The organism is Robinsoniella peoriensis, from assembly GCF_000797495.1.
Lineage (GTDB): Bacteria > Bacillota > Clostridia > Lachnospirales > Lachnospiraceae > Robinsoniella > Robinsoniella peoriensis.
On the sequence record NZ_JTGN01000021.1, the window covers coordinates 87,792 to 108,062 of the forward strand.

Here is a 20,271-nt window from a genome sequence, read left to right on the forward strand (position 1 = left end):
AATCATGTCAATTGAATATTTAGGACTTAGTCAGATCAACGGCCCCCTTATTGTATTAGAAGGAGTCCAGAATGCTTCTTTCGAAGAAATCGTTGAGATTACAGTAGAAGGAACCGAAAAGAAACTGGGCCGTATCGTAGAGCTGTATGAAGATAAAGCAATCATTCAGGTATTTGAGGGAAATGAGAATATGTCCCTGAAAAATACCCATACAAAATTAACCGGACATCCAATGGAGATCGCACTATCTCCGGATATCCTGGGACGTACTTTCAATGGTATCGGTCAGCCGATCGATGACCTCGGAGAAATTACACCCGAAGTTAAATTAAATGTTAACGGTCTTCCGTTAAACCCGGTAACCCGTGAATATCCGCGTAACTATATCCGTACCGGCGTTTCTGCAATTGATGGACTGACCACACTGATCCGTGGACAGAAGCTTCCTATTTTCTCAGGAAACGGTCTTCCCCATGACAGACTGGCGGCACAGATCGTAAAACAGGCTTCTCTCGGTGATAACTCAGATGAAAAATTCGCTATCGTTTTTGCCGCTATGGGTGTTAAATATGACGTAGCAGAATTCTTCCGCAAAACCTTCGAGGAAAGCGGTGTTTCCGATCACGTTGTTATGTACTTAAACCTGGCTAACGACCCGGTCGTTGAACGTCTGATCACACCGAAGGTTGCTCTTACTGCAGCTGAATATCTGGCTTTTGAAAAAGGCATGCATATCCTGGTTATCTTAACGGATATGACCTCTTTTGCAGAAGCAATGCGTGAGGTTTCTTCATCGAAAGGTGAAATCCCAAGCAGAAAAGGCTTCCCTGGCTACTTATACAGTGAGCTGGCAACGATTTATGAAAGAGCCGGAATTGTACAGGGCATCAGCGGTTCTGTAACCCAGATCCCGATTCTGACCATGCCAAATGATGATATTACTCATCCGATCCCTGACCTCACCGGTTACATTACCGAAGGACAGATCGTATTGGACCGTGAGTTACATGGCCAGGCAATTTATCCGCCTATCAACGTCCTTCCTTCTCTGTCCCGTCTGATGAAGGATGGTATCGGAGCCGGATATACAAGGGAGGATCATCAGGACGTAGCCAACCAGCTCTTCTCCTGCTATGCTAAGGTTGGAGATGCCAGAGCTCTGGCAAGCGTTATCGGTGAAGACGAACTGTCTCCTCTCGATAAAATTTATTTAAAGTTTGGTAAATCTTTTGAACAGGAATTCGTTGGACAGGGCGAAAACGAAAACCGTTCCATTATCGATACCCTGGAAAAAGGCTGGGAACTTCTTGGAATGCTTCCTAGAGAAGAACTTGACCGTATCGATACAAAGGTTCTTGATAAATACTACAAACCTGCCGAGTCAGAGGTGATTTAATGAATCCAAATACATTTCCTACGAAGGGTAACTTAATATTAGCTAAGAACTCTCTGGCTCTTGCAAAACAGGGCTTCGATCTAATGGATAAGAAGAGAAATATCCTGATCAAAGAGATTATGGGGCTGATTGACCAGGCGCAGGATATTCAATCACAGATTGATGAAACATTCCGTACCGCCTATGCTGCTCTCCAAAGAGCTAATATCGAGCACGGTATCAACTATGTACAGGAGATTTCTTTCTCCGTACCGGTTGAGAATTCCATTCGTATAAAAACGCGAAGCGTTATGGGAACTGAAATTCCTCTTGTGGAGGCAGATCCCATCGTAAATGAACCAACATACGCCTATTATACGACGAAACGGTCACTGGATGAAGCAAAGGTTTCCTTCGAGAAAGTAAAGGAACTGACGATCAGACTTTCCATGATCGAGAATTCTGCATACCGGCTTGCAACCAATATCAAGAAGACACAAAAACGTGCCAATGCTTTGAAAAACATTACAATCCCTACTTACACCGAACTCACAAAGAGTATTCAAAATGCATTGGAAGAAAAAGAACGTGAAGAATTCACAAGACTGAAAGTCATAAAACGTATGCATTCCAAATAATACTAAATATGACAAATATTACTTCGTCATAGCATACAAAATCAGGCGTCCATATCTGTGCAACATACATAGATATGGACTTTTCTTTTGCTTTTTCATGAATAAATATTGACATTTCCTTCCAGATGGGCTACTATTTTAAATGAAGTGTAATATATTTGTAACGTATATACACACACTCGCAATATTTAAAAGAGAATGAAAATATCAAAGGAGTATAGGATGAAGAAAAAAATTCTTGTAGTGCTTTCCCTGGTAGGAATATTAGCTACGTCTATACCTGCCCCTGATGTTCAGGCGGCCTGGAAAGTGACGGATCAGGGACGACAGTACACAACGAATTCTACACTTGGCTATGCAACTGGCTTTAAGAAGATAAAAGGAAATTGGTACTATTTTGATAAACAGGGTATCATGAAAACCGGATGGGTTTACACAGACCGCCAATGGTACTATTTAAGAGCCAATGGTAAAATGGCCAAAAATACGTGGATTGGTAATTTTTATGTAACGGCTGACGGGTCTATGGCACGTAATACCAGAGTAAACGGCGTAGAATTTGACGCCTATGGAAATAAAGTACTATCCTCCAGCGGAGATTCCGGTACAAGTTCCTATTCAAAAAAGAAGAAAAATGGCTGGTATCAGTCCAAGAGCGAAAAGACCTGGTATTATTATAACGATCAGGGTGTGAAAGCCAAAGGCTGGCTCACTCTTCCAAACGGGAAATATTACCTGGATCCTGATACAGGAGCGATGGAAACCGGATTTACAAAGATCGGCCGGTCTTCATACTATTTCAATAAATCAACCGGTAAAATGCAAACGGGATGGTATAAAGTAGGTCGCAAGCGCTACTACTCCTCTAAATCCGGTATTGTAAAAAAGAATCGCTGGTTAAGTAAAAAAACAATGTACGCCGGTAAAAAGGGCGCTATGGTAACCGGATGGGCAACCATTAAAGGGGAACGGTATTATTTCAGCCCTTCAACTGCCAAGAAAGTGACAGGCTGGCAGAAATTAGACGACAAGTGGTATTGCTTTGATAAAAATGGCGTTATGGCCAAAAATAAATGGATGACATACGGACCAACCAGAAAGAAATGTTATCTTCAGAGTGATGGCAGCATGGCTTCCAGTCAATGGGTAGGTAAGTATCATGTGTCAGCAAGCGGATACCGTGATGGACAAACCCGCACCAAAGGTCTCTTTTATGAAAATGGAAAAACTTATTATAACGATAAAAAATATAATAAGGTGACAGGCTGGGTAACCGTCGATAGTAAACGCTATTACTTTGGCAGTGATTTTGCCGCAGTAAAAGGCTGGCAGACAATTGACAATAAGAGATTCTATTTTGACTTAAACGGAGTGATGCAAACCGGCTTATTGGATATCGGGACCCATACATATTATTTCAATACTGACGGTTCTATGGTTGCATCCGCTACAATTATGGTAAACGGTGTAGCTTATACATTCGATGCAGACGGCGCATATATTGATCCGGATATTCCTGCAGATGCTACAAAAGGCGAACAAATCGCAGCTTATGCCAAGAAATTCCGCGGCAACCCATATGTATGGGGCGGCACCAGTCTGACAAATGGGGCGGACTGTTCCGGATTCACCATGAGCGTAATGAAGCACTTCGGCATATCCATTCCAAGAGTTGCGGAAGACCAGGCAAATGGTTATTCACCCTGGGGTGGTATCTATAACAAAGGAAAATCTGTGATACCGGATAAGAGACATCTGCTTCCGGGAGATCTGGTATTCTATTACAGCCCGGTAGGGCATGTAGGAATCTACATTGGTAATGGGCAGATCATTCATGCCAGCAACGCAACAACCGGCATTATAATATCAGACTTTGACTATACAACACCGGTTTCGGCAATGCGCTACTGGGCATAGCCAACGACAGATCATTAAATACGAAATATTCCGGAACCAACTGTTAATAACAGTTGGTTCTTCTTTTATTTCATCCAAAGAAACGCTATTCCATTTCTCTACACTTTAATCGCCTCATATGCCCTCATTTTGAGTATTGGTGATGACTTTTATGCCTTGCTCATAAATTGCCTTAGAACAGGCAATCAGAGCGTTATAAATCATAATATGCCAGCGGTATTTACCTGCATTCTGCATTTCATCCAGCTTAACTATTTTACTTCTTAAATCGTCTATTTCCTGAATCCCCCACTTTCTAAGCAACCTATTCTTATACATCTCAACACATCTTGTTTCCTCTCTTAAACTCCGTCCCATATACTCCTTTACCCAGATACCCGCCCTCCAAAATAATTAATACACAATTATCCATATTATCTGAAAATGGCAATCATCTTCATTTTTTCAAAACCATATTAAGACGATAAAAAAGTCAATACCCAATCAGCTCTTTTTCCACATAAAAATACGAATTATCACATTTTACAAAACATTTGTTCCTAAAAAATACTATGTAAACCTGTGAAAATTCGATCTTTTATGTGGATAATGTGCATAACTTAGTGTATAACTCCATTTTGCCACTATTTCCGACATTTTCGATGTGGATAACTCGACACAGTTATACACACGGATTTTACACTTCTCACCAAGTTTCGACAAAATTTGTGCATCTTGTATAACCTTTGAATTGTGAGGAATTTTTTGAATTGTATTAAATTTTTTCCCTTGCCATATTGTAGCAAATATTAAATCATTCCACTCTCCCCTCGTCTGCTCTCAGGAATATGCTCAAGGCAAACCGGTTTTATCTTATAAAACAAATTCATGAATAAACAGCCGCATATCAAAAAAACCTCCACTCTTTCGAGTGAAGGTCCTAATTCAAATTAATCTAAGTAACTTCTTGCACTGCATGGCTGTCTGTAACCCATATCAGATACGATAATTCCTGTTGTAGAACTGCTGGCATGAACTACCTGATTGTTACCAATGTACATAGATACATGTCCAATTCCACCATCGCCATTGTAGAATAACAGGTCGCCTGGCTGAATACTTCCAAGATCTACTGCTCTGCCGCTGCCTGCCTGAGAAGCTGCAACTCGAGGAATACTAATACCGAAGTTCGCCAGAACAGACTGTGTAAATCCTGAACAGTCAGCTCCGTTTGTTAAGCTTGTACCGCCCCATACATATGGATTTCCAACGAACTGTAATGCAAAACTTACAACGCTTTGTCTAAGCCCAGATGCGTTTGAAGACTGTCCTGCATCCGGTGTCTCTGTAGATCCGCCTGTTGTATCACCAAACTGCTGTTCCTGATTATCTGCTGTATTTCCACCAGACTGACTTCCGTCTGTCTGAGGCTGCTGCTGTTGCTGCTGTGCTGCTGCATCCGCTGCTGCCTGTGCATCTGCTGCCGCTTTTGCCTGTGCATCCGCCTGTGCCTGTGCATCTGCTGCTGCCTGTGCTGCCGCCTCTGCCTGTGCCTGTGCGTTTGCTGCTGCCTGCTCTGCTGCCGCCTGATCAGCTGCTTCCTGAGCTTTCGCTGCTGCATCCGCTGCTTCCTGCTCTGCTGCTGCCTGCTGTGCTGCTAATGCATCTGCTGCGGACTGTGCGTCTGCTGCTTCCTGCGCTGCCTGATTTGCTGCTGCCTGTTCCTGAGAATCTAAGTACTCTAACCAGGCTTTATCTTTTTCTGCCTGTTCAGCTGCTGCCTGTGCTGCTGCTGCTTCGTCAGCTTTTCTTGCTTCTTCTACTGCCGCCAGATAAGCCGCTTCTTCTGCTGCTATTCTCGCTTCTTCTTCTTCCTTTGATTCTGCTTCCACAAATTTTGTATCGCACTCTACATAGTCTTTTGCTACATATCCTACAACATCAGAATCTACCGAAACTTTTACCCAGTCACCCAGATCTTCTTCTACCTGAAGTTTTTCTGCATCACCAACAAGTGTAACAACATCAGAATCTGTATTTGGATCCTGGCGTACCATTAATGTTGTTGTGTTAACAGTAGCAACTTCTTCCCCTACCTCTTTGGCAAGTTCTTCTGCTTTTGCTCCTGTTGCAAAAAAATCTTTGCTTACATATCCTGTTACAGAGCCTGATTTAATTAAATACCAGTCACCTTCCTGGCCGAGAATTTCAGCTGCTGAATTATTATAAAGTTTACCAAGTACTTTTCCATCTTCCGTACTCGCTGCATCTCTGATGTTAACATATGCATCATCATTTACCTGCGCAATAGCAAGTCCATCATATTTACTTGGCTCGGCTGGGGTAGTATTCTCAGTTGACTGGCCTGCATCTTTATTTTCTTCAACTTTAGCCTGTAATCCTGCTAAAGGTACATCTGCACCAGCAGCCATTGTTAATATCCCAGTACTTCCAAAAGTTATAGATGCTGCCATTAGACAGGCTGCAATCTTCATCATCCTTTTCTTCATTACTTATCCTCGACCTCCAATATATCTTATCTTTCAATTATTATTTATTACGAAATTATTAAAATTATTACATTGCTATCATAACAAATATTACATGATTTGTCAATGCCGATAATATATTTTTTAAATCTGTAATAATATAATGGAAGGCCAGATGCTCTGTTTATGCGTATATAAGGTAGTTTTGTACGGAAGTTACGGCATTTGCACCATCCGCGGCTGCTGTAATAATTTGACGTAACATTTTTGTACGAATATCTCCTGCTGCAAAAATTCCTTTCTTATTTGTAACACAATCTTCATTAGCTACAATATATCCATGCTCATCTGTTTCCACGATATTCTGAAACACCTCAGAATTAGGCAGAATTCCTACTGCTATAAACACACCATCCACAGCAACTTTCTCTTCTTTTTCATTTTTAATATTAGTTACTGTTACAGACTCTACATTTTCTTCTCCGTTAATGCTGTTAACAACAGAGTCCCAAATGACTTCTACATTACCACATGCAAACAACTTCTCCTGCAAAATCTTTGCTGCACGCAGCTCATCCCTTCTATGAATAAGGAATACTTTCTCACATACTCTTGCCAGAAAAATTGCATCCTCTACGGCAACATCACCGCCGCCTACAACGGCAACTGTTTTGTTTTTAAAAAAAGCACCATCACAGGTAGCACAATAGGATACCCCCATGCCAGCCAGTTCTTCTTCTCCCGGAACTCCTAATTTACGGTGTCTCGCCCCAGCAGCTAAAATGACCGTTTTTCCAATGAATTCACCCTGATCCGTAACAACTTTCCGATCCGTTTCTTCTATTATAATGTCACTTACTTCTGCAGTAACAAATTCTGCTCCCAAAGCGTCTGCGTGCTCTCTGAACTTTGTGGCCATATCAAAGCCATTGATCCCTGGCAGGCCCGGATAATTATCAACTTCATAAGTATTGATTACCTGACCGCCGCTTACATAATTTTTTTCAATAATAAGACATTCTAATTTTGCTCTTTCTGCATAAATTGCCGCAGCCAGCCCTGCCGGTCCGGAGCCGATTATAATTGTATCAAATTTTTTTTCCATTGTTTGCTACTCCTTATTTTGTATTTACAGTATTTACCTTAATATTAGTATTATACCGCAGTTCTATAAAATATGTCACCCTTTACTTATTTTCACTTAAACGGTCTCTTTTTATCTGATACAAAAATCAAATAATACCGGTTCACTCTCCTTCTGATTCATTTATACTCAAATCAGTAAAAAACAAGGCAAATCAGGCATAATTTGATATAAACTGATCAATAAAACATTTGACAAATGTTAAATAATCATATACAATAAAATCAGTAACCGTTATCATTATTATAAGGAGGTGAATCATGGCTACTCTAAAATACAGTAAACAACGGGAATCTATTATAGAGTTCTTAGCAACCAGAAAAGACCACCCCACTGCCGACACTGTATATATGAACATCAGGGAGCAATTTCCAAAGATCAGTCTGGGAACAGTTTATCGTAACCTTGCCCTGTTATCCGATTTGGGAGAAATCACAAAAATTGTAACAGGAGACGGCGCAGACCGCTTTGACTATAATACAAACCCACACAATCATTTTGTCTGCACGAAATGCCACAGTGTGCTCGATTTAGAAATGGATAATATTGATGAAATCGTCAATGTCGCACAAAAGGATTTTTCCGGTAAAATAGACGGCTATATTACACATTTTATGGGAGTTTGTCCGGATTGCATCAAAAAATCATAATTTCACAAAAAAAGCTTGACTTCATGTAAGAGTTATGATAAATTAATATCAGTAATCGTTACTGATTTCTAAAATTCAAAATACAAACTAATTATTCATCGATCCGGTATTCTACTGCCGGGTCGGTACAAAAAATATTTATATAAGATAAGGAGATTGAAAAATGGCTAAATTTGTATGTAATGTATGTGGTTATGTTCATGAAGGAGATTCTGCACCGGAAGTCTGTCCAATCTGTAAAGCACCTGCTAGTAAGTTTACAAAACAGGAAGAAGGCATGAGCTGGGCTGCTGAACATGTTGTTGGTATCGCACAGGGCGTTTCTGAAGACATCTTAGCAGACTTAAGAGCAAACTTTGAAGGAGAATGTTCTGAAGTTGGTATGTACCTGGCTATGTCCAGAGTTGCTCACAGAGAGGGCTATCCTGAAATCGGTTTATACTGGGAAAAAGCTGCTTATGAAGAAGCAGAGCATGCTGCAAAATTCGCTGAATTACTTGGTGAAGTTGTAACTGACAGCACAAAGAAAAACCTGGAAATGAGAGTTGCTGCTGAAAACGGCGCTACAGCAGGTAAATTTGATCTTGCAAAACGTGCAAAAGCTGCTGATCTGGATGCAATTCATGACACTGTTCATGAAATGGCAAAAGACGAAGCTCGTCACGGTAAAGCTTTCAAAGGTTTATTAGAAAGATATTTCGGTTAATCACGATAACATTTCACTATACTCTAAATATAAAAGTATGTATTCTTGTTACTAAGGATACATACTTTTTTTATTTTTCGAGCTTTTTTGACACACAATATTTGAAGTCAGCTCATGTTTCATAAAATTTACATTATTATCATTAATTTTTTATAATAACAGATGACAATTCCCGCAAAATAATGCATAATATTGGTAAGCGCTAAAACATATCTATTTTAAAAGGAGAAAACAACCTATGAAAGTACTGTACAAAAATATGGATCAATTATTAAGTGTCATGGATGTTAACAAAGCAGAATATCTTATGGATGAAGAAATTTTAGAGTTTTGTGGACCGGAAGAAGATTTTGGAATAAAAATATCCCTTCCATTGGCTGAAAAAATCATTTCTGCCCTTTATCAGGACGATAAAGCAGATGTGACTCAATTTACATATTGCGAAATTGATTCATTTTACGAGGATGATGACGAGGACGAAGAGGATGATGATTTTGATGAGGACGACGACGAAGATTTTATAGATGAAATTCTGGATTCTATGGAGCAGAATAAAATTCCGGGGTCCCGCAGAATTACTTTTCCAAGAAAATAATTCTATCGAAATACCATAACCACTATTAAGATAATCACAGTCACAATAATTTGAAATTTTTTCCAAATACCTATTGACAAATGACCTGTTAAGGAGTATATTAATATCAGTAACAATTACTAATATTAAATAAGGGTTATAAGAAAACCCCATAAAATAAAAAGGAGATTGATAAAATGGCTAAATTTGTATGTAATGTATGTGGTTATGTTCATGAAGGAGATTCTGCACCGGAGGTATGTCCAATCTGTAAAGCACCTGCAAGCAAATTCACAAAACAGGAAGAAGGCATGAGTTGGGCTGCTGAACATGTTGTTGGTATTGCAAAAGGTGTTTCTGAAGACATCTTGGCAGACTTAAGAGCAAACTTTGAAGGAGAATGTTCAGAAGTTGGTATGTACCTGGCTATGTCCAGAGTTGCTCACAGAGAAGGTTATCCTGAAATCGGTTTATACTGGGAAAAAGCTGCTCATGAAGAAGCAGAGCACGCTGCAAAATTTGCAGAATTACTTGGTGAAGTCTTAACCGACAGTACAAAGAAAAACCTGGAAATGAGAGTTGCTGCTGAAAACGGCGCTACAGCAGGTAAATTTGATCTTGCAAAACGTGCAAAAGCAGCTGATCTGGATGCTATCCATGACACTGTACATGAAATGGCCAGAGATGAAGCTCGCCACGGTAAAGCATTTAAAGGTTTATTAGAGAGATACTTCGGCTAATATTCCCTTGTGTTAAGATTAATAGCATCAACTGGCAGGCATGCCCTATTGGTGAAGTAATAAAAGCCATTGAAACTTTCTTTGAAGGAGGTTTCAATGGCTTTTTGTTGCTCTTCCAAGTGTTAGGTAGTACTGCCTGTATAACTAGTACTATTGATATCCTCTACACAAAAATTTCCGTCTTGATATATTATTTTTGTTATACTAGCGTTTTCTACTTTGGCTACTTCAGAAATACGATGTCTTGCGTAAAGATATACTATCGTTTTTATTATAAACGCATGTGTAACAATTAACACTTGCCCACCACCAGTAGCAGATACTTTTTCTGCTATATCTTTAAAAATAGAACTAATTCTGTTTTCAATTGTTCCAAATGGTTCTGCAAAACCTATAGTGTCAGTTTTTACGATAATTTCAGAAATCTGCGGTAAGTAGTCTGTAAGGTGCTCAAACCCAATATCAGGCGGCAGCCCATTCAGGATCGTATCCATAAACCAGTTATTAGATTCCCCCTCCAAACTTCCAAATCCCCACTCCCTTAGACGTTTGTCATGATTAACCTGTGGCTGAATATGTTCATTCTGGTTAAGGATTAGCGTGGCTGTTTCACATGCACGTCCGCTATCGCTCGTATAGACAGACTCAAATTTAATTTTTTTCATAGCATTCCCAAGAAGGTTTGCGGTTTGAATGCCTTGCTGGGTTAGTGGAGTATCTGACCAGCCCTGCACTTTATCAAGAAGGTTAAACAAAGTTTGCCCATGTCTGGTCACGTAAAATATTACTTTTCCGTTCAATATATTACCAGCCTTTCATCTTTCTTTTATGACGCTATTAGCATTAAGCTGCTTGATCTTATCACTGAAGCCGGTTTCTTCATTCTACTACAGTATATTTATGTTTATAATGCCTACATCCAGTTAAGTCTGTGATCTGGTAAGTTCACCATGCTGAGATGAGAAAACCAACCAGCTTTGTGGCAGTAAACGGAAGCTCGGAAAGAAGAGAGTGGGAAACTTGCAGGGAGTCTCTATTTTAAGTAATGACTCATAAGATTGTTTGGAATATTAATCCGTTTATAAACAGTTCGCTGTAGTTCTAGTATACCAAAAATATTGACCAAAATACACTCTAAACTTATTGATTCCTATTTCACTAGTAAATACCGTTACACTGTTACATATTCCCGTTTGTTGGATGGCGCATTTAATGTGAATTCAAACCTCTTGTATCACGAATAAGATTTATCGGATGAAAATAATTTTAAAAATATAGAATAACCTGTTGACAAATTCTATCATTTGTAGTATATTAATATCAGTAATAATTACTATTATTAATAACAAAAGGAATTTTATTTCCTAAACTAAATATAAAGATGAAAAGGAGATTTTAAAAATGGCTAAATTTGTATGTAATGTTTGTGGTTATGTTCATGAAGGAGATTCTGCACCGGAGATATGTCCTATCTGTAAAGCGCCGGCAAGTAAATTCACAAAACAGGAAGGCGATATGAGCTGGGCTGCAGAACACGTTGTTGGAATTGCAAAAGGTGTTTCTGAAGATATTTTAGCAGATTTAAGAGCAAACTTTGAAGGAGAATGTTCTGAAGTTGGTATGTATCTGGCAATGTCCAGGGTTGCTCACAGAGAAGGCTATCCTGAAATTGGATTATACTGGGAAAAGGCTGCTTATGAAGAAGCTGAACATGCTTCCAAGTTCGCAGAACTTCTTGGAGAAGTTGTAACTGACAGCACAAAGAAAAATCTGGAAATGAGAGTAGCGGCAGAAAATGGAGCTACTGCAGGTAAGTTTGATCTTGCAAAACGTGCAAAAGCTGCGGATTTGGATGCTATTCATGATACTGTACATGAAATGGCAAAAGACGAAGCCCGCCACGGTAAAGCTTTCAAAGGTTTATTAGAAAGATATTTTGGTTAATTAATCCTTCTCCTAAAGAAGCAGGCATCCCGATGTGGATACCTGCTTCTTTTCTATTCTTTAAAATAATGCCTTTAAACATTATACCCTTAAGTATTATACCCTTAAGTATTATACCTTTAAGCATTATACCCTTAAGCATTATACCCTTAAGCATTATACCCTTAAGCATTATACCCTTAAGCATTATACCTTTAAGCATTAAACCTTTGCTGGTTGAACTAGCAATCCCGCTTTACCCAGTGCCGGACGTAAAGCGCTATATAACACTGCTACCAATAAAGTGGATACAACTGCATTTACAAATGTAGTCGCCGTACTCCATTTTGCCAAAACAGATGCCATTTCCTGAGGCTGTCCCAGTATGATCTGTTTGTAGAAGTATCCGGCCAGCGGGTCAAAGATTACATTAAATCCTAATCCGCATACGGAAGCGATAGTGCTCCACTTTAAAATATATTTTTTATTACTGGTTTCTCCAATTTTTGCTATACGGTGTGCCACAAGGCCTACAATCAGCCCAATACAAAGTTTTAAAACAAATGTCTTGGGAGCTCCTACAATATATATAGGATCCATGAGATCCGCAATCGTCATGCCTACAGCTCCTGCAAGACCACCGTATCCTCCGCCTAACAGCAATGCCGCCAGTACACAGAAAGCATTTCCAATATGAATGGATGTTGCATCGCCTCCCGGCATCGGTATTTTAATTTGGAAAAAAGTAAATGATACGAAGCACAGTGCCGCTAACAGCGCTGTCTGTGCCAGCTTCATAATAGTTTGATTTTTATGCTGCATGATATTCCCTCTCCTCATTTTGAATTTGGGAATATCATAGCACTATACTGGTTATGTTAAAACAGCCAGTTTCATATTTTTTATCCATGCCAGTTTACATATCAGTTTATTTTTGATTTGCCGGCTCCACATTTACCATTTTGCCTTTAATCTTTGCATGATCCATTGCACTCAATACCTCTTTTGCACGGTCTGTAGGTACTTCTACAAAAGTATACTTATCGTACATGTCGATACTGCCAACTAATTTACCCGGCATACCTGATTCCCCGGCAATCGCACCAAGAATATCCCCAGGGCGTACACCCTGTTTTTTACCGATATTAATGAAAAGACGTACCATGCCTTCTTCTGCACCCGTATTGCCAAAGTCCATACCCATACTTTTTTCTTCTTCCATGGCTTCTTCATTTCCCATGGAAATCTTCAGGAATGCAGCTGCAATATCCATTGCTGTATAATCTTCTTCATTCAGATGGTTTTCCAGCATATCGATCATATCTCTTAAATCTTCATTAGCAATAATCTGATTTACATTTTCCAGTATTTTTTCTACTTTTATAGCTGTTACGTCATCCAGTGACGGAATCGGCTGTGCATAGATCTTTGTTTTACAATATCTCTGAATGTCTTTCAGCTTATATACTTCTTTACCTACAACAAATGAGAAAGCTTTTCCGACTCTTCCTGCACGGCCTGTTCTGCCAATACGGTGTACATAGAATTCATCATCCTGAGGGATATCATAATTAAATACCGCCTCTACGTCATCTACATCGATTCCTCTGGCTGCAACATCTGTTGCGATCAGAATCTCTGTTTTTCCGTTACGGAAGCCGTTCATGACACGATCACGCTGAGACTGTTTCAGATCTCCGTGAAGACCCTCTGCAAAATATCCTCTTCCCTGCAGTGCCGTTGTAAGCTCATCTACTTTTCTTTTTGTATTACAGAATACAAGGGAACGCTTTGGATTATACATATCCAGAAGTCTGGACAATACTTCTTCCTTGCTTTTCTGTTTTACTTCATAATAATATTGATCTATATTTTTAACGGTAAGTTCTTTTTTTACTACCTTAACCAGTTCCGCATCTTTTTTCTGGTATTGGTTGGTGATATCCATAATCGGTTTTGGCATTGTTGCAGAGAAAAGAACGGTCTGTCTTTCATCCGGTATTTCTTTTAATACGGTCTCAATATCTTCTCTGAATCCCATATTTAACATTTCATCTGCTTCATCCAGGACAATGGTATGCACCTGATCAAATTTAATCGTTTTCCTTCTCATATGGTCCATTACTCGCCCAGGAGTACCTATGATCAGTTGTACGCCGCTTTTCAGGGAACGTATCTGTTTCACAATATCCTGTCCGCCATAAACCGGAAGTACTTTAATCCCATGCATGAATTTTGACAATTTACGTATTTCTTCCGCCACCTGAATTGCCAATTCTCTTGTAGGGCATAAGATAATTCCCTGAAGTTTCTTGCTCTTCGGGTCAATCTTTTCCAGAAGTGGTATTCCAAATGCTGCTGTCTTTCCAGTTCCTGTCTGTGCCTGGCCTATCGCATCTTTTCCTGCCATAAGTACCGGAATTGCTTTTGCCTGGATCGGACTCGCTGCTTCGAACCCCATTTCTGTTACTGCCTTTAGTATCTGGTCACTAAGACCAAGTTCATCAAATCTAACTGTTTCCATGTATTAATGTTTCCTTTCTATTTGCCTGTTCCTCAGGCTGCCTTTATATCTGCACTTCCCACACGTCGCTTCGTGCCATGAAATCGCATAAAAAAGCCCTGTAACATGACTCTTATGTACAGGGCTTTAACCTCAATATTTTACATTGTTGCTATACTGACACGATATTACGAACCTTATCGTACCATAGTTTCGGTTCCCTTGTCAAGGGTGGAACCATATTTATCCCATTGTATATCACAAGATTTGTTGAGATACTGCCCAAATAAGGAGTGTAAAAGCGGTTTTCTTCTACGATTTAACCCTGAAGCTGCAAGAGCTTGCCCTTGAGTTCCCCTTCTAATCTCTGCATTTCGGCTTCTGCTTCCATACGTTTCTGGTGTCCTTCTGACTGGATACGCATTACTTCGTCCAAAGTAGATATCAGAGACTCATTGGTGGTCTTCAATGTCTCAATATCTACAATGCCGCGTTCTGACTCTTTCGCCGTTTCCACAGTAGCCATCTTGAGTGTCTGTGCATTTTTCTTCAGCAGTTCATTGGTCATGTCTGTGACTTCTCTCTGTGCCTTTGCTGCATCTGCTGAATGTGCAACGCCTAAAGCCAGTACCATCTGGCTCTTCCACAGTGGTATTGTATTTACGATCGTTGACTGTATTTTCTCTACCATCAGAGTATCATTGCCCTGTACAAGACGGATCTGGGGAGCTGTCTGGAGAGAAATCATCCTGGTTAATTCCAGATCATGCAGTTTCTTCTCAAAACGGTTACACAGTGAATCCAGATCTTTGGCTGCCTGAGCATCTTCCGGAAGTCCGGAATTATTTGCTTTTTGTACCAATGCGGGAAGGTCCTCTGCACGGATCTTGGCCAGTTTCTTCTTGCCTGCCAGAATATACATGGATAATTCTTTAAAATAAGACTGATTAAGTCCATACATCTTGTCCAGTACTGCAATATCTTTTAACAGCTGTACCTGATGACTTTCCAGTGCCTCACAGATACGGTTGATATTCACTTCTGCTTTATCATATTTTGCTTTCATTGCCGTAATCTTATTGCTGCTCTTCTTGAAAAATCCAAGAAATCCCTTTTCCTGTTCTTCCACTTCAAAGCTTTTTAACTCGGTTACAACTCCGGAAAGCATCTCACCTACTTCACCAAGATCTTTTGTCTTAACATTGTCAAGCGCTGCTTCAGAGAAATCAGCCATTTTCTTCTGTGCTCCCGCACCGTACTGCAAAATAGCATTAGAATCTGTCAGATTGATCTGTTCCGCAAAGCTGTTAACCATCTTTCTCTCATCTGCTGAAAGCATGCTCTCGTCAAATTCCGGTTTTTTCGGCTCTTCAACCACTGTTCCTACTGTCTGTGCCGCCTGAAGCTGAGTATCATTTTTTTCTGATTGAAATGGATCCAGCGTTAAAGTAGGTGCCGGTGCCGATGCAAAGTCTTTGAATTCATCACTCATATCTTAATCCTCTTTTCATGTAAAATTTAGCATTTGATTTCGTATCCGCGTAAGCTTCAAACACTCCCTGGAGAATTGCCGGGTTCTTGTGCATGGCAGCTCACTTGTATTAAAATTTTAATTTGATTTCATCATTTTTTTCCGGATCCAGTTCTTTCTTTGCGGTACTCTCCATGGCTTTCTTAAAATCCTGTCCTGTCAGACCTTCCTGTGCAAACATTGTCTGGAGCACGGATATATCGGAAGAGATGTCCCAGGAAGTATCCTGGAAGAATCCATCTAAAAGCTTTTCAAATGCCATATTAATTGTATCCAGCGTATCTTCTATTTCCCGCTTGGAAGTCATAATATTTTCGCCCTGTACCGGCTGTCTCTCTAACTCTTCATACGCATCTAACAGCTTAACGGTAGTCGGCAGATAATACTCCATGAATTTACGCAGATCCGGGATATGCTCCGGATGCTGCTCCACACGCTCGAATATTTTACTTGTAATTACTTCCAGTCTGGAAATCTTTTCAGATACCTCTATACCCGGAATTGCATCATTGCTCTTTTTTATTTTATCCAGATAACTCTGACCCTCTTCTACTACTTTTTTCACATCTTCCGGTACAGAACCATCTTCCATTTTTGCTTTCTGTTCTTTTTTGATTGTCTCAGCATTCTGAATTCTGCTCCGCTCTTCCCGCTGGCGGATTTCCATCTGATGCTGTGCCTCTAAATATTGGTTATAGATCTGATCTGTAATCATGAGGCAGCTCTCCTGGGCATCAATATGTCCCTGGCAGAACATGTTTTTACGGATCATTTCCCTCAGGTCCTTTACTGTGTAATTCAATGGTTTTCCAACAGCGTCTGCAAGTTCTTTAATGGAACAGTATTCTCTGCCCCGCAGCTGGCGCACATAGAGCTTAAACCGCTTTAATCTGCCGAGAATCTTACTCCCCCGCCATGCCATAATAATGCTGGCAATCAGGAATGGAAAAATTACGCCGATTGCAATTGCTGCCCCGCCTTCTATGCCTCCGGTAAGCATACTTACCAAAGCCACAATAAAGGTCGCAAGTCCAAGGCTTCCGGCAAAAATATACCCTACAATAGTCAGGGAATAGCCCGCCCCTTTCATCCCGCTGTTCCGGGAAATCAACTCATTTTTAACTCCTTTTTGCGGTACATCCCGAAATGAATTCTTATTTCTTTCCCGGTTCCTGTTCTTCCTGGAATCCCAGGGATTTTGCGGCTCTGAATAAGGATGTCCAAAATTTCCGATGTTTCCCATATTGCCGCGGTTGAACCTCTGATTTGCCTGATTCAGACTTTGATTCACATTATCTATCGCACTGTTTACTGAATTTCTAATTGAATCGTTCAATTGCCTAAAATTCTGCGAATCAATCGCAGACTGCACTGTATTCTTTATTTGGTCGCCCAGATTCGACCAGTCCTGGTTACCCATGATATCCTCCTGCCTTATCAATAAAAACATTATTTTTCCTGATTTGCTTAAGATAAATTATAAATGATAATCCATAAAAAAACAATCTATTTCCTCTATAAGTACTTGATTTTAGAAGCATAGCAGATATTTTTGACATATATATTAGAAAATCCTTAATTTTTTAAGAATTTTACCAAAACAGGGTTGCTTTTTTCTTTTTATGGGTATAATATAGTGATAACACAACATAGTTTTCATTACTACATGTCGTAATATCATTTCCAAAAAATAGTATATTGATGGCATATAATCTTGAGGAGGTATTATTATGAATCAAACAGCAACCATAACCCAGAGAAAATTCCGGTTAAAAGATCCCGGAAGTGCTATCACCCATTTTATTGGTATGGTAATGGCAATATTTGCTGCTATGCCACTGTTAATTAAGACTGCGGTCATGCAGCCGGACCGGACACATATCGTATCATTATCTATATTTATTATCAGTATGATTATGCTGTATGCAGCCAGTGCCACATATCATTCCCTGGATCTGACTACCCGTACTAACCGCATACTGCGAAAACTGGATCACTGTATGATTTTTGTACTAATCGCAGGTACTTATACACCAATTTGCATGATAGTTTTAAACGGTCCCACAGGCAACCTTTTATGTACCATCGTATGGGGAATTGCGATTGTGGGGATTATCATTAAAATGTGCTGGATTACCTGTCCGAAATGGTTTTCATCTATACTCTATATCGGTATGGGATGGGTATGTGTTCTGGCATTTACCCAGATTGTTAAAGCGCTTCCGGCCGCAGGCTTTGGATGGCTGCTGGCTGGCGGGATTATCTATACGGCAGGCGGAATCATATACGCTCTTAAACTCCCGATTTTTGATTCGAAACACAAAAACTTCGGATCACATGAAATCTTCCACCTCTTTGTTATGGGCGGAAGCATCTGTCATTTTATTCTCATGTACGTTTACGTTGCAGGAATGGCAATTTAACTGACTATACAGCCGGCTGCTCTAGAGCGTGTTTTAAAATTGCTTTCTGGCAGCTGTGCGTCACAGTTTGTGGGAGATTTGTCCCGGATGAAGGGCGCGTAGCGGGCTACGTAACCTGAATTCGGGGCAAATATGCCGCAAAGTGGGGCGTGCAGATGGCAGGAATGAATTTTCAAACACGCTCTAGAGCGAACGGATTCTTGAATTTGGTTTTCGCTGATTAAGACGCTTTGTAAATGATAGGTAGTGTACAGAAAGATGTGAGTTTGTTCCTTTTTCTGGTTACAGAATGAAAAACAAATTCCGTTCTCAAGATCAGTTGCTTTACGCCAATCGCGTCCGGCATGCCACAACCCCGGGGTCCTATCATGCTGAGAATACCGAGGGCACTGAAAAACATATGTTTTTAAATCCTTCCTTATTAATAAAACACAAAATCCACCAGACTCAAATTTTTCTGGTGGATTTTTGTGCATTTTCTATGGATGATTCCTTTTTCTGAACTAGGGATTCCTTTATTTTTCCCCCATCACTTTCATGATTCGTTTGAGGTTCACTGCAAATATTGCCATCGCTCCCTGCATTTCCATGCCAATAAGACCTGATGATGACGCAACGTCATAACCATGTCTATGTTTTAACTCGCTGTTTTTTGCTTCTATCTTATAACGCTCTTTTACTTTTTCTTTAAAATATTCCGTTTCCTGAAATTGTGCCTGTTCGCTATGGGTATCACTGATGACCGTCTCTGTATATGTCTTTTTTTTCGCTCCCTCTTTGTAGCATCCTTCTCTATAAAGGCATTTTTTACATTTTTTTATATCAAAAGTATAGGTTATCCGCGCATTCCTGCCCTCAGCTTTTTGTTTATTCAGATATTTATGGATTGCCATATGCCCTGCTTTACATTGATACATTAAAGCATCTTTGTTAAATTCAAATTTATCTTCCTTTTTACGATTTCCTTGTGTAACATTACTGCATAATCTAGCGACCAGTTCATAATCTTCTTCTCTTGCAGCATCTATATTTTTTTTGCTTGCATATGCCTTGTCACCAATAACTGTTTTAATCTCCATTCCTGCTTCCCTGCTTTTCTGTACCAGGGCTGCCAATTCCTTTCCATCCGTTTTCTCTCCGCTGGTTATTGTGGCAGCTGTAATAATTCTTTCTTCCGTCATGGCGATATGTGTTTTATATCCAAAGAAGGAGGTGTCTGCTGTCTTATGTCCAATTTTTGCATCCCCATCTTTTGAGGTATCCATTTGTTCAAGGTCATCACGGACAGCTTCTTCTAATAATTTCAATTTTTCCTGCACTTTGGGATAGCTGCATATCGTTTTATTCTCTTTTATAGTGGAAATAAGCTGATTGCAATACGCCAGTTCTTTTTCCAAAGAATCTTCTGTATTTTTAGCAGGAAACTGGTTTTTCATTGTTTCTTCCACTTCATAAACGGTACGCCGTAGTTTTTTTGACCTTTCCTGTAGTGCCTGCCGCGGAGTCATTTGATTGTATCTTGATTTTGTATGTGTGGCATCAACAATAATGGTTTTTGATTTTATGATTTCCTGCTCTAATGCAATCTGGACTGTTTTCGCAATCAGCATATCTAAAAGTGCCATATCTTTTAATCGCAATTTACGAAATTTCGTCAATGAGCTGGGATTAATAACCTC

19 protein-coding genes and 2 pseudogenes are annotated in these 20,271 nt (G+C 39.8%); 10 read left to right on the forward strand and 11 right to left on the reverse strand.

Going from position 1 to position 20,271, the window contains the following annotated elements:
• Nucleotides 1-4: 4 nt before the first annotated feature.
• The 3 genes from QR40_RS27580 to QR40_RS27590 all read left to right on the forward strand — a co-directional run bounded on the left by QR40_RS27580 (nt 5) and on the right by QR40_RS27590 (nt 3,930).
• Entirely contained in the window at nt 5-1,396 is a 1,392-nt protein-coding gene (locus tag QR40_RS27580) for a V-type ATP synthase subunit B (protein WP_027295624.1), read from the forward strand.
• A complete protein-coding gene (locus QR40_RS27585) occupies nt 1,396-2,013 on the forward strand; it encodes a V-type ATP synthase subunit D (protein ID WP_027295623.1) in 618 nt (205 codons plus the stop codon). Before QR40_RS27580 ends, QR40_RS27585 begins: the two co-directional genes overlap by 1 nt.
• A gap of 222 nt (nt 2,014-2,235) precedes the next feature.
• Nucleotides 2,236-3,930, forward strand: a complete 1,695-nt coding sequence (locus tag QR40_RS27590; RefSeq protein ID WP_044297693.1) for an NlpC/P60 family protein — start codon at nt 2,236-2,238, stop codon at nt 3,928-3,930.
• Between the two features lie 114 nt (nt 3,931-4,044).
• Here the strand turns inward: QR40_RS27590 and QR40_RS27595 are convergent, their stop codons facing one another.
• The 3 genes from QR40_RS27595 to trxB form a co-directional block, all read right to left on the reverse strand.
• A complete protein-coding gene (locus tag QR40_RS27595; RefSeq protein ID WP_138004082.1) occupies nt 4,045-4,248 on the reverse strand; it encodes a hypothetical protein in 204 nt (67 codons plus the stop codon).
• Between the two features lie 611 nt (nt 4,249-4,859).
• On the reverse strand, nt 4,860-6,419 hold the full coding sequence (locus tag QR40_RS30405; RefSeq protein ID WP_027295620.1) for a C40 family peptidase: 1,560 nt from the start codon (nt 6,417-6,419) through the stop codon (nt 4,860-4,862).
• 163 nt (nt 6,420-6,582) lie between these two features.
• The gene (gene trxB / locus QR40_RS27605) at nt 6,583-7,503 is read right to left on the reverse strand and encodes a thioredoxin-disulfide reductase (protein ID WP_044297695.1); all 921 of its coding nucleotides are present in this window, start codon (nt 7,501-7,503) and stop codon (nt 6,583-6,585) included.
• 299 nt (nt 7,504-7,802) lie between these two features.
• On the opposite strand from trxB, the gene QR40_RS27610 reads away from it, so the two are divergent.
• From QR40_RS27610 to QR40_RS27625, 4 genes are all read left to right on the forward strand, one after another.
• Nucleotides 7,803-8,192, forward strand: a complete 390-nt coding sequence (locus QR40_RS27610) for a Fur family transcriptional regulator (protein WP_027295618.1) — start codon at nt 7,803-7,805, stop codon at nt 8,190-8,192.
• Nucleotides 8,193-8,355: 163 nt separating this feature from the next.
• On the forward strand, nt 8,356-8,898 hold the full coding sequence (locus QR40_RS27615) for an NADH peroxidase (RefSeq protein ID WP_027295617.1): 543 nt from the start codon (nt 8,356-8,358) through the stop codon (nt 8,896-8,898).
• A 238-nt stretch (nt 8,899-9,136) separates the two neighbouring features.
• A complete protein-coding gene (locus QR40_RS27620; RefSeq protein ID WP_044297696.1) occupies nt 9,137-9,493 on the forward strand; it encodes a hypothetical protein in 357 nt (118 codons plus the stop codon).
• A 176-nt stretch (nt 9,494-9,669) separates the two neighbouring features.
• Entirely contained in the window at nt 9,670-10,212 is a 543-nt protein-coding gene (locus QR40_RS27625; protein WP_027295615.1) for an NADH peroxidase, read from the forward strand.
• A 122-nt stretch (nt 10,213-10,334) separates the two neighbouring features.
• On the opposite strand, the gene QR40_RS27630 is transcribed toward QR40_RS27625, so the two are convergent.
• Nucleotides 10,335-11,012: a histidine phosphatase family protein gene (locus QR40_RS27630; RefSeq protein ID WP_044297697.1), complete on the reverse strand. Its 678-nt coding sequence runs from the start codon at nt 11,010-11,012 to the stop codon at nt 10,335-10,337.
• A 601-nt stretch (nt 11,013-11,613) separates the two neighbouring features.
• Between QR40_RS27630 and QR40_RS27635 the strand changes: the two genes are divergently transcribed.
• A complete protein-coding gene (locus QR40_RS27635) occupies nt 11,614-12,156 on the forward strand; it encodes an NADH peroxidase (RefSeq protein WP_027295613.1) in 543 nt (180 codons plus the stop codon).
• On the opposite strand, the gene QR40_RS27640 is transcribed toward QR40_RS27635, so the two are convergent.
• The 5 genes from QR40_RS27640 to QR40_RS27660 form a co-directional block, all read right to left on the reverse strand.
• Nucleotides 12,125-12,358 (reverse strand): hypothetical protein, encoded by a 234-nt coding sequence (locus tag QR40_RS27640; RefSeq protein ID WP_044297698.1) that lies wholly within the window; start codon nt 12,356-12,358, stop codon nt 12,125-12,127. The two genes, QR40_RS27635 and QR40_RS27640, sit on opposite strands and share 32 nt — an antisense overlap.
• Entirely contained in the window at nt 12,358-12,957 is a 600-nt protein-coding gene (locus QR40_RS27645) for an ECF transporter S component (RefSeq protein ID WP_044297699.1), read from the reverse strand. The genes QR40_RS27640 and QR40_RS27645 overlap by 1 nt, the downstream gene beginning before the upstream one ends.
• 106 nt (nt 12,958-13,063) lie before the next feature.
• Nucleotides 13,064-14,659, reverse strand: a complete 1,596-nt coding sequence (locus QR40_RS27650; protein ID WP_027295610.1) for a DEAD/DEAH box helicase — start codon at nt 14,657-14,659, stop codon at nt 13,064-13,066.
• Between the two features lie 298 nt (nt 14,660-14,957).
• Complete coding sequence (locus tag QR40_RS27655) at nt 14,958-16,130, reverse strand: toxic anion resistance protein (RefSeq protein WP_027295609.1); 1,173 nt, start codon at nt 16,128-16,130, stop codon at nt 14,958-14,960.
• Between the two features lie 109 nt (nt 16,131-16,239).
• Nucleotides 16,240-17,589 (reverse strand): 5-bromo-4-chloroindolyl phosphate hydrolysis family protein, encoded by a 1,350-nt coding sequence (locus QR40_RS27660; RefSeq protein ID WP_044289610.1) that lies wholly within the window; start codon nt 17,587-17,589, stop codon nt 16,240-16,242.
• 310 nt (nt 17,590-17,899) lie between these two features.
• Between QR40_RS27660 and trhA the strand changes: the two genes are divergently transcribed.
• Nucleotides 17,900-18,592 carry a PAQR family membrane homeostasis protein TrhA gene (trhA, locus tag QR40_RS27665; RefSeq protein ID WP_044297700.1) on the forward strand — a complete coding sequence of 231 codons (693 nt, stop codon included), beginning with the start codon at nt 17,900-17,902 and terminating at the stop codon, nt 18,590-18,592.
• Here trhA and QR40_RS33405 read toward each other — a convergent pair.
• Nucleotides 18,589-18,708: pseudogene (locus tag QR40_RS33405) on the reverse strand (DUF6783 domain-containing protein); the annotation flags it as partial. The gene trhA and the pseudogene QR40_RS33405 overlap by 4 nt on opposite strands.
• Here QR40_RS33405 and QR40_RS33410 point away from each other — a divergent pair.
• A pseudogene (locus QR40_RS33410) lies at nt 18,685-18,816 on the forward strand (DUF6783 domain-containing protein); the annotation flags it as partial. The pseudogenes QR40_RS33405 and QR40_RS33410 sit on opposite strands and share 24 nt — an antisense overlap.
• Before the next feature lie 291 nt (nt 18,817-19,107).
• Here the strand turns inward: QR40_RS33410 and QR40_RS27670 are convergent.
• The coding region (locus QR40_RS27670) for a transposase (protein WP_044297709.1) at nt 19,108-20,271 on the reverse strand (1,164 nt) is incomplete at its 5' end.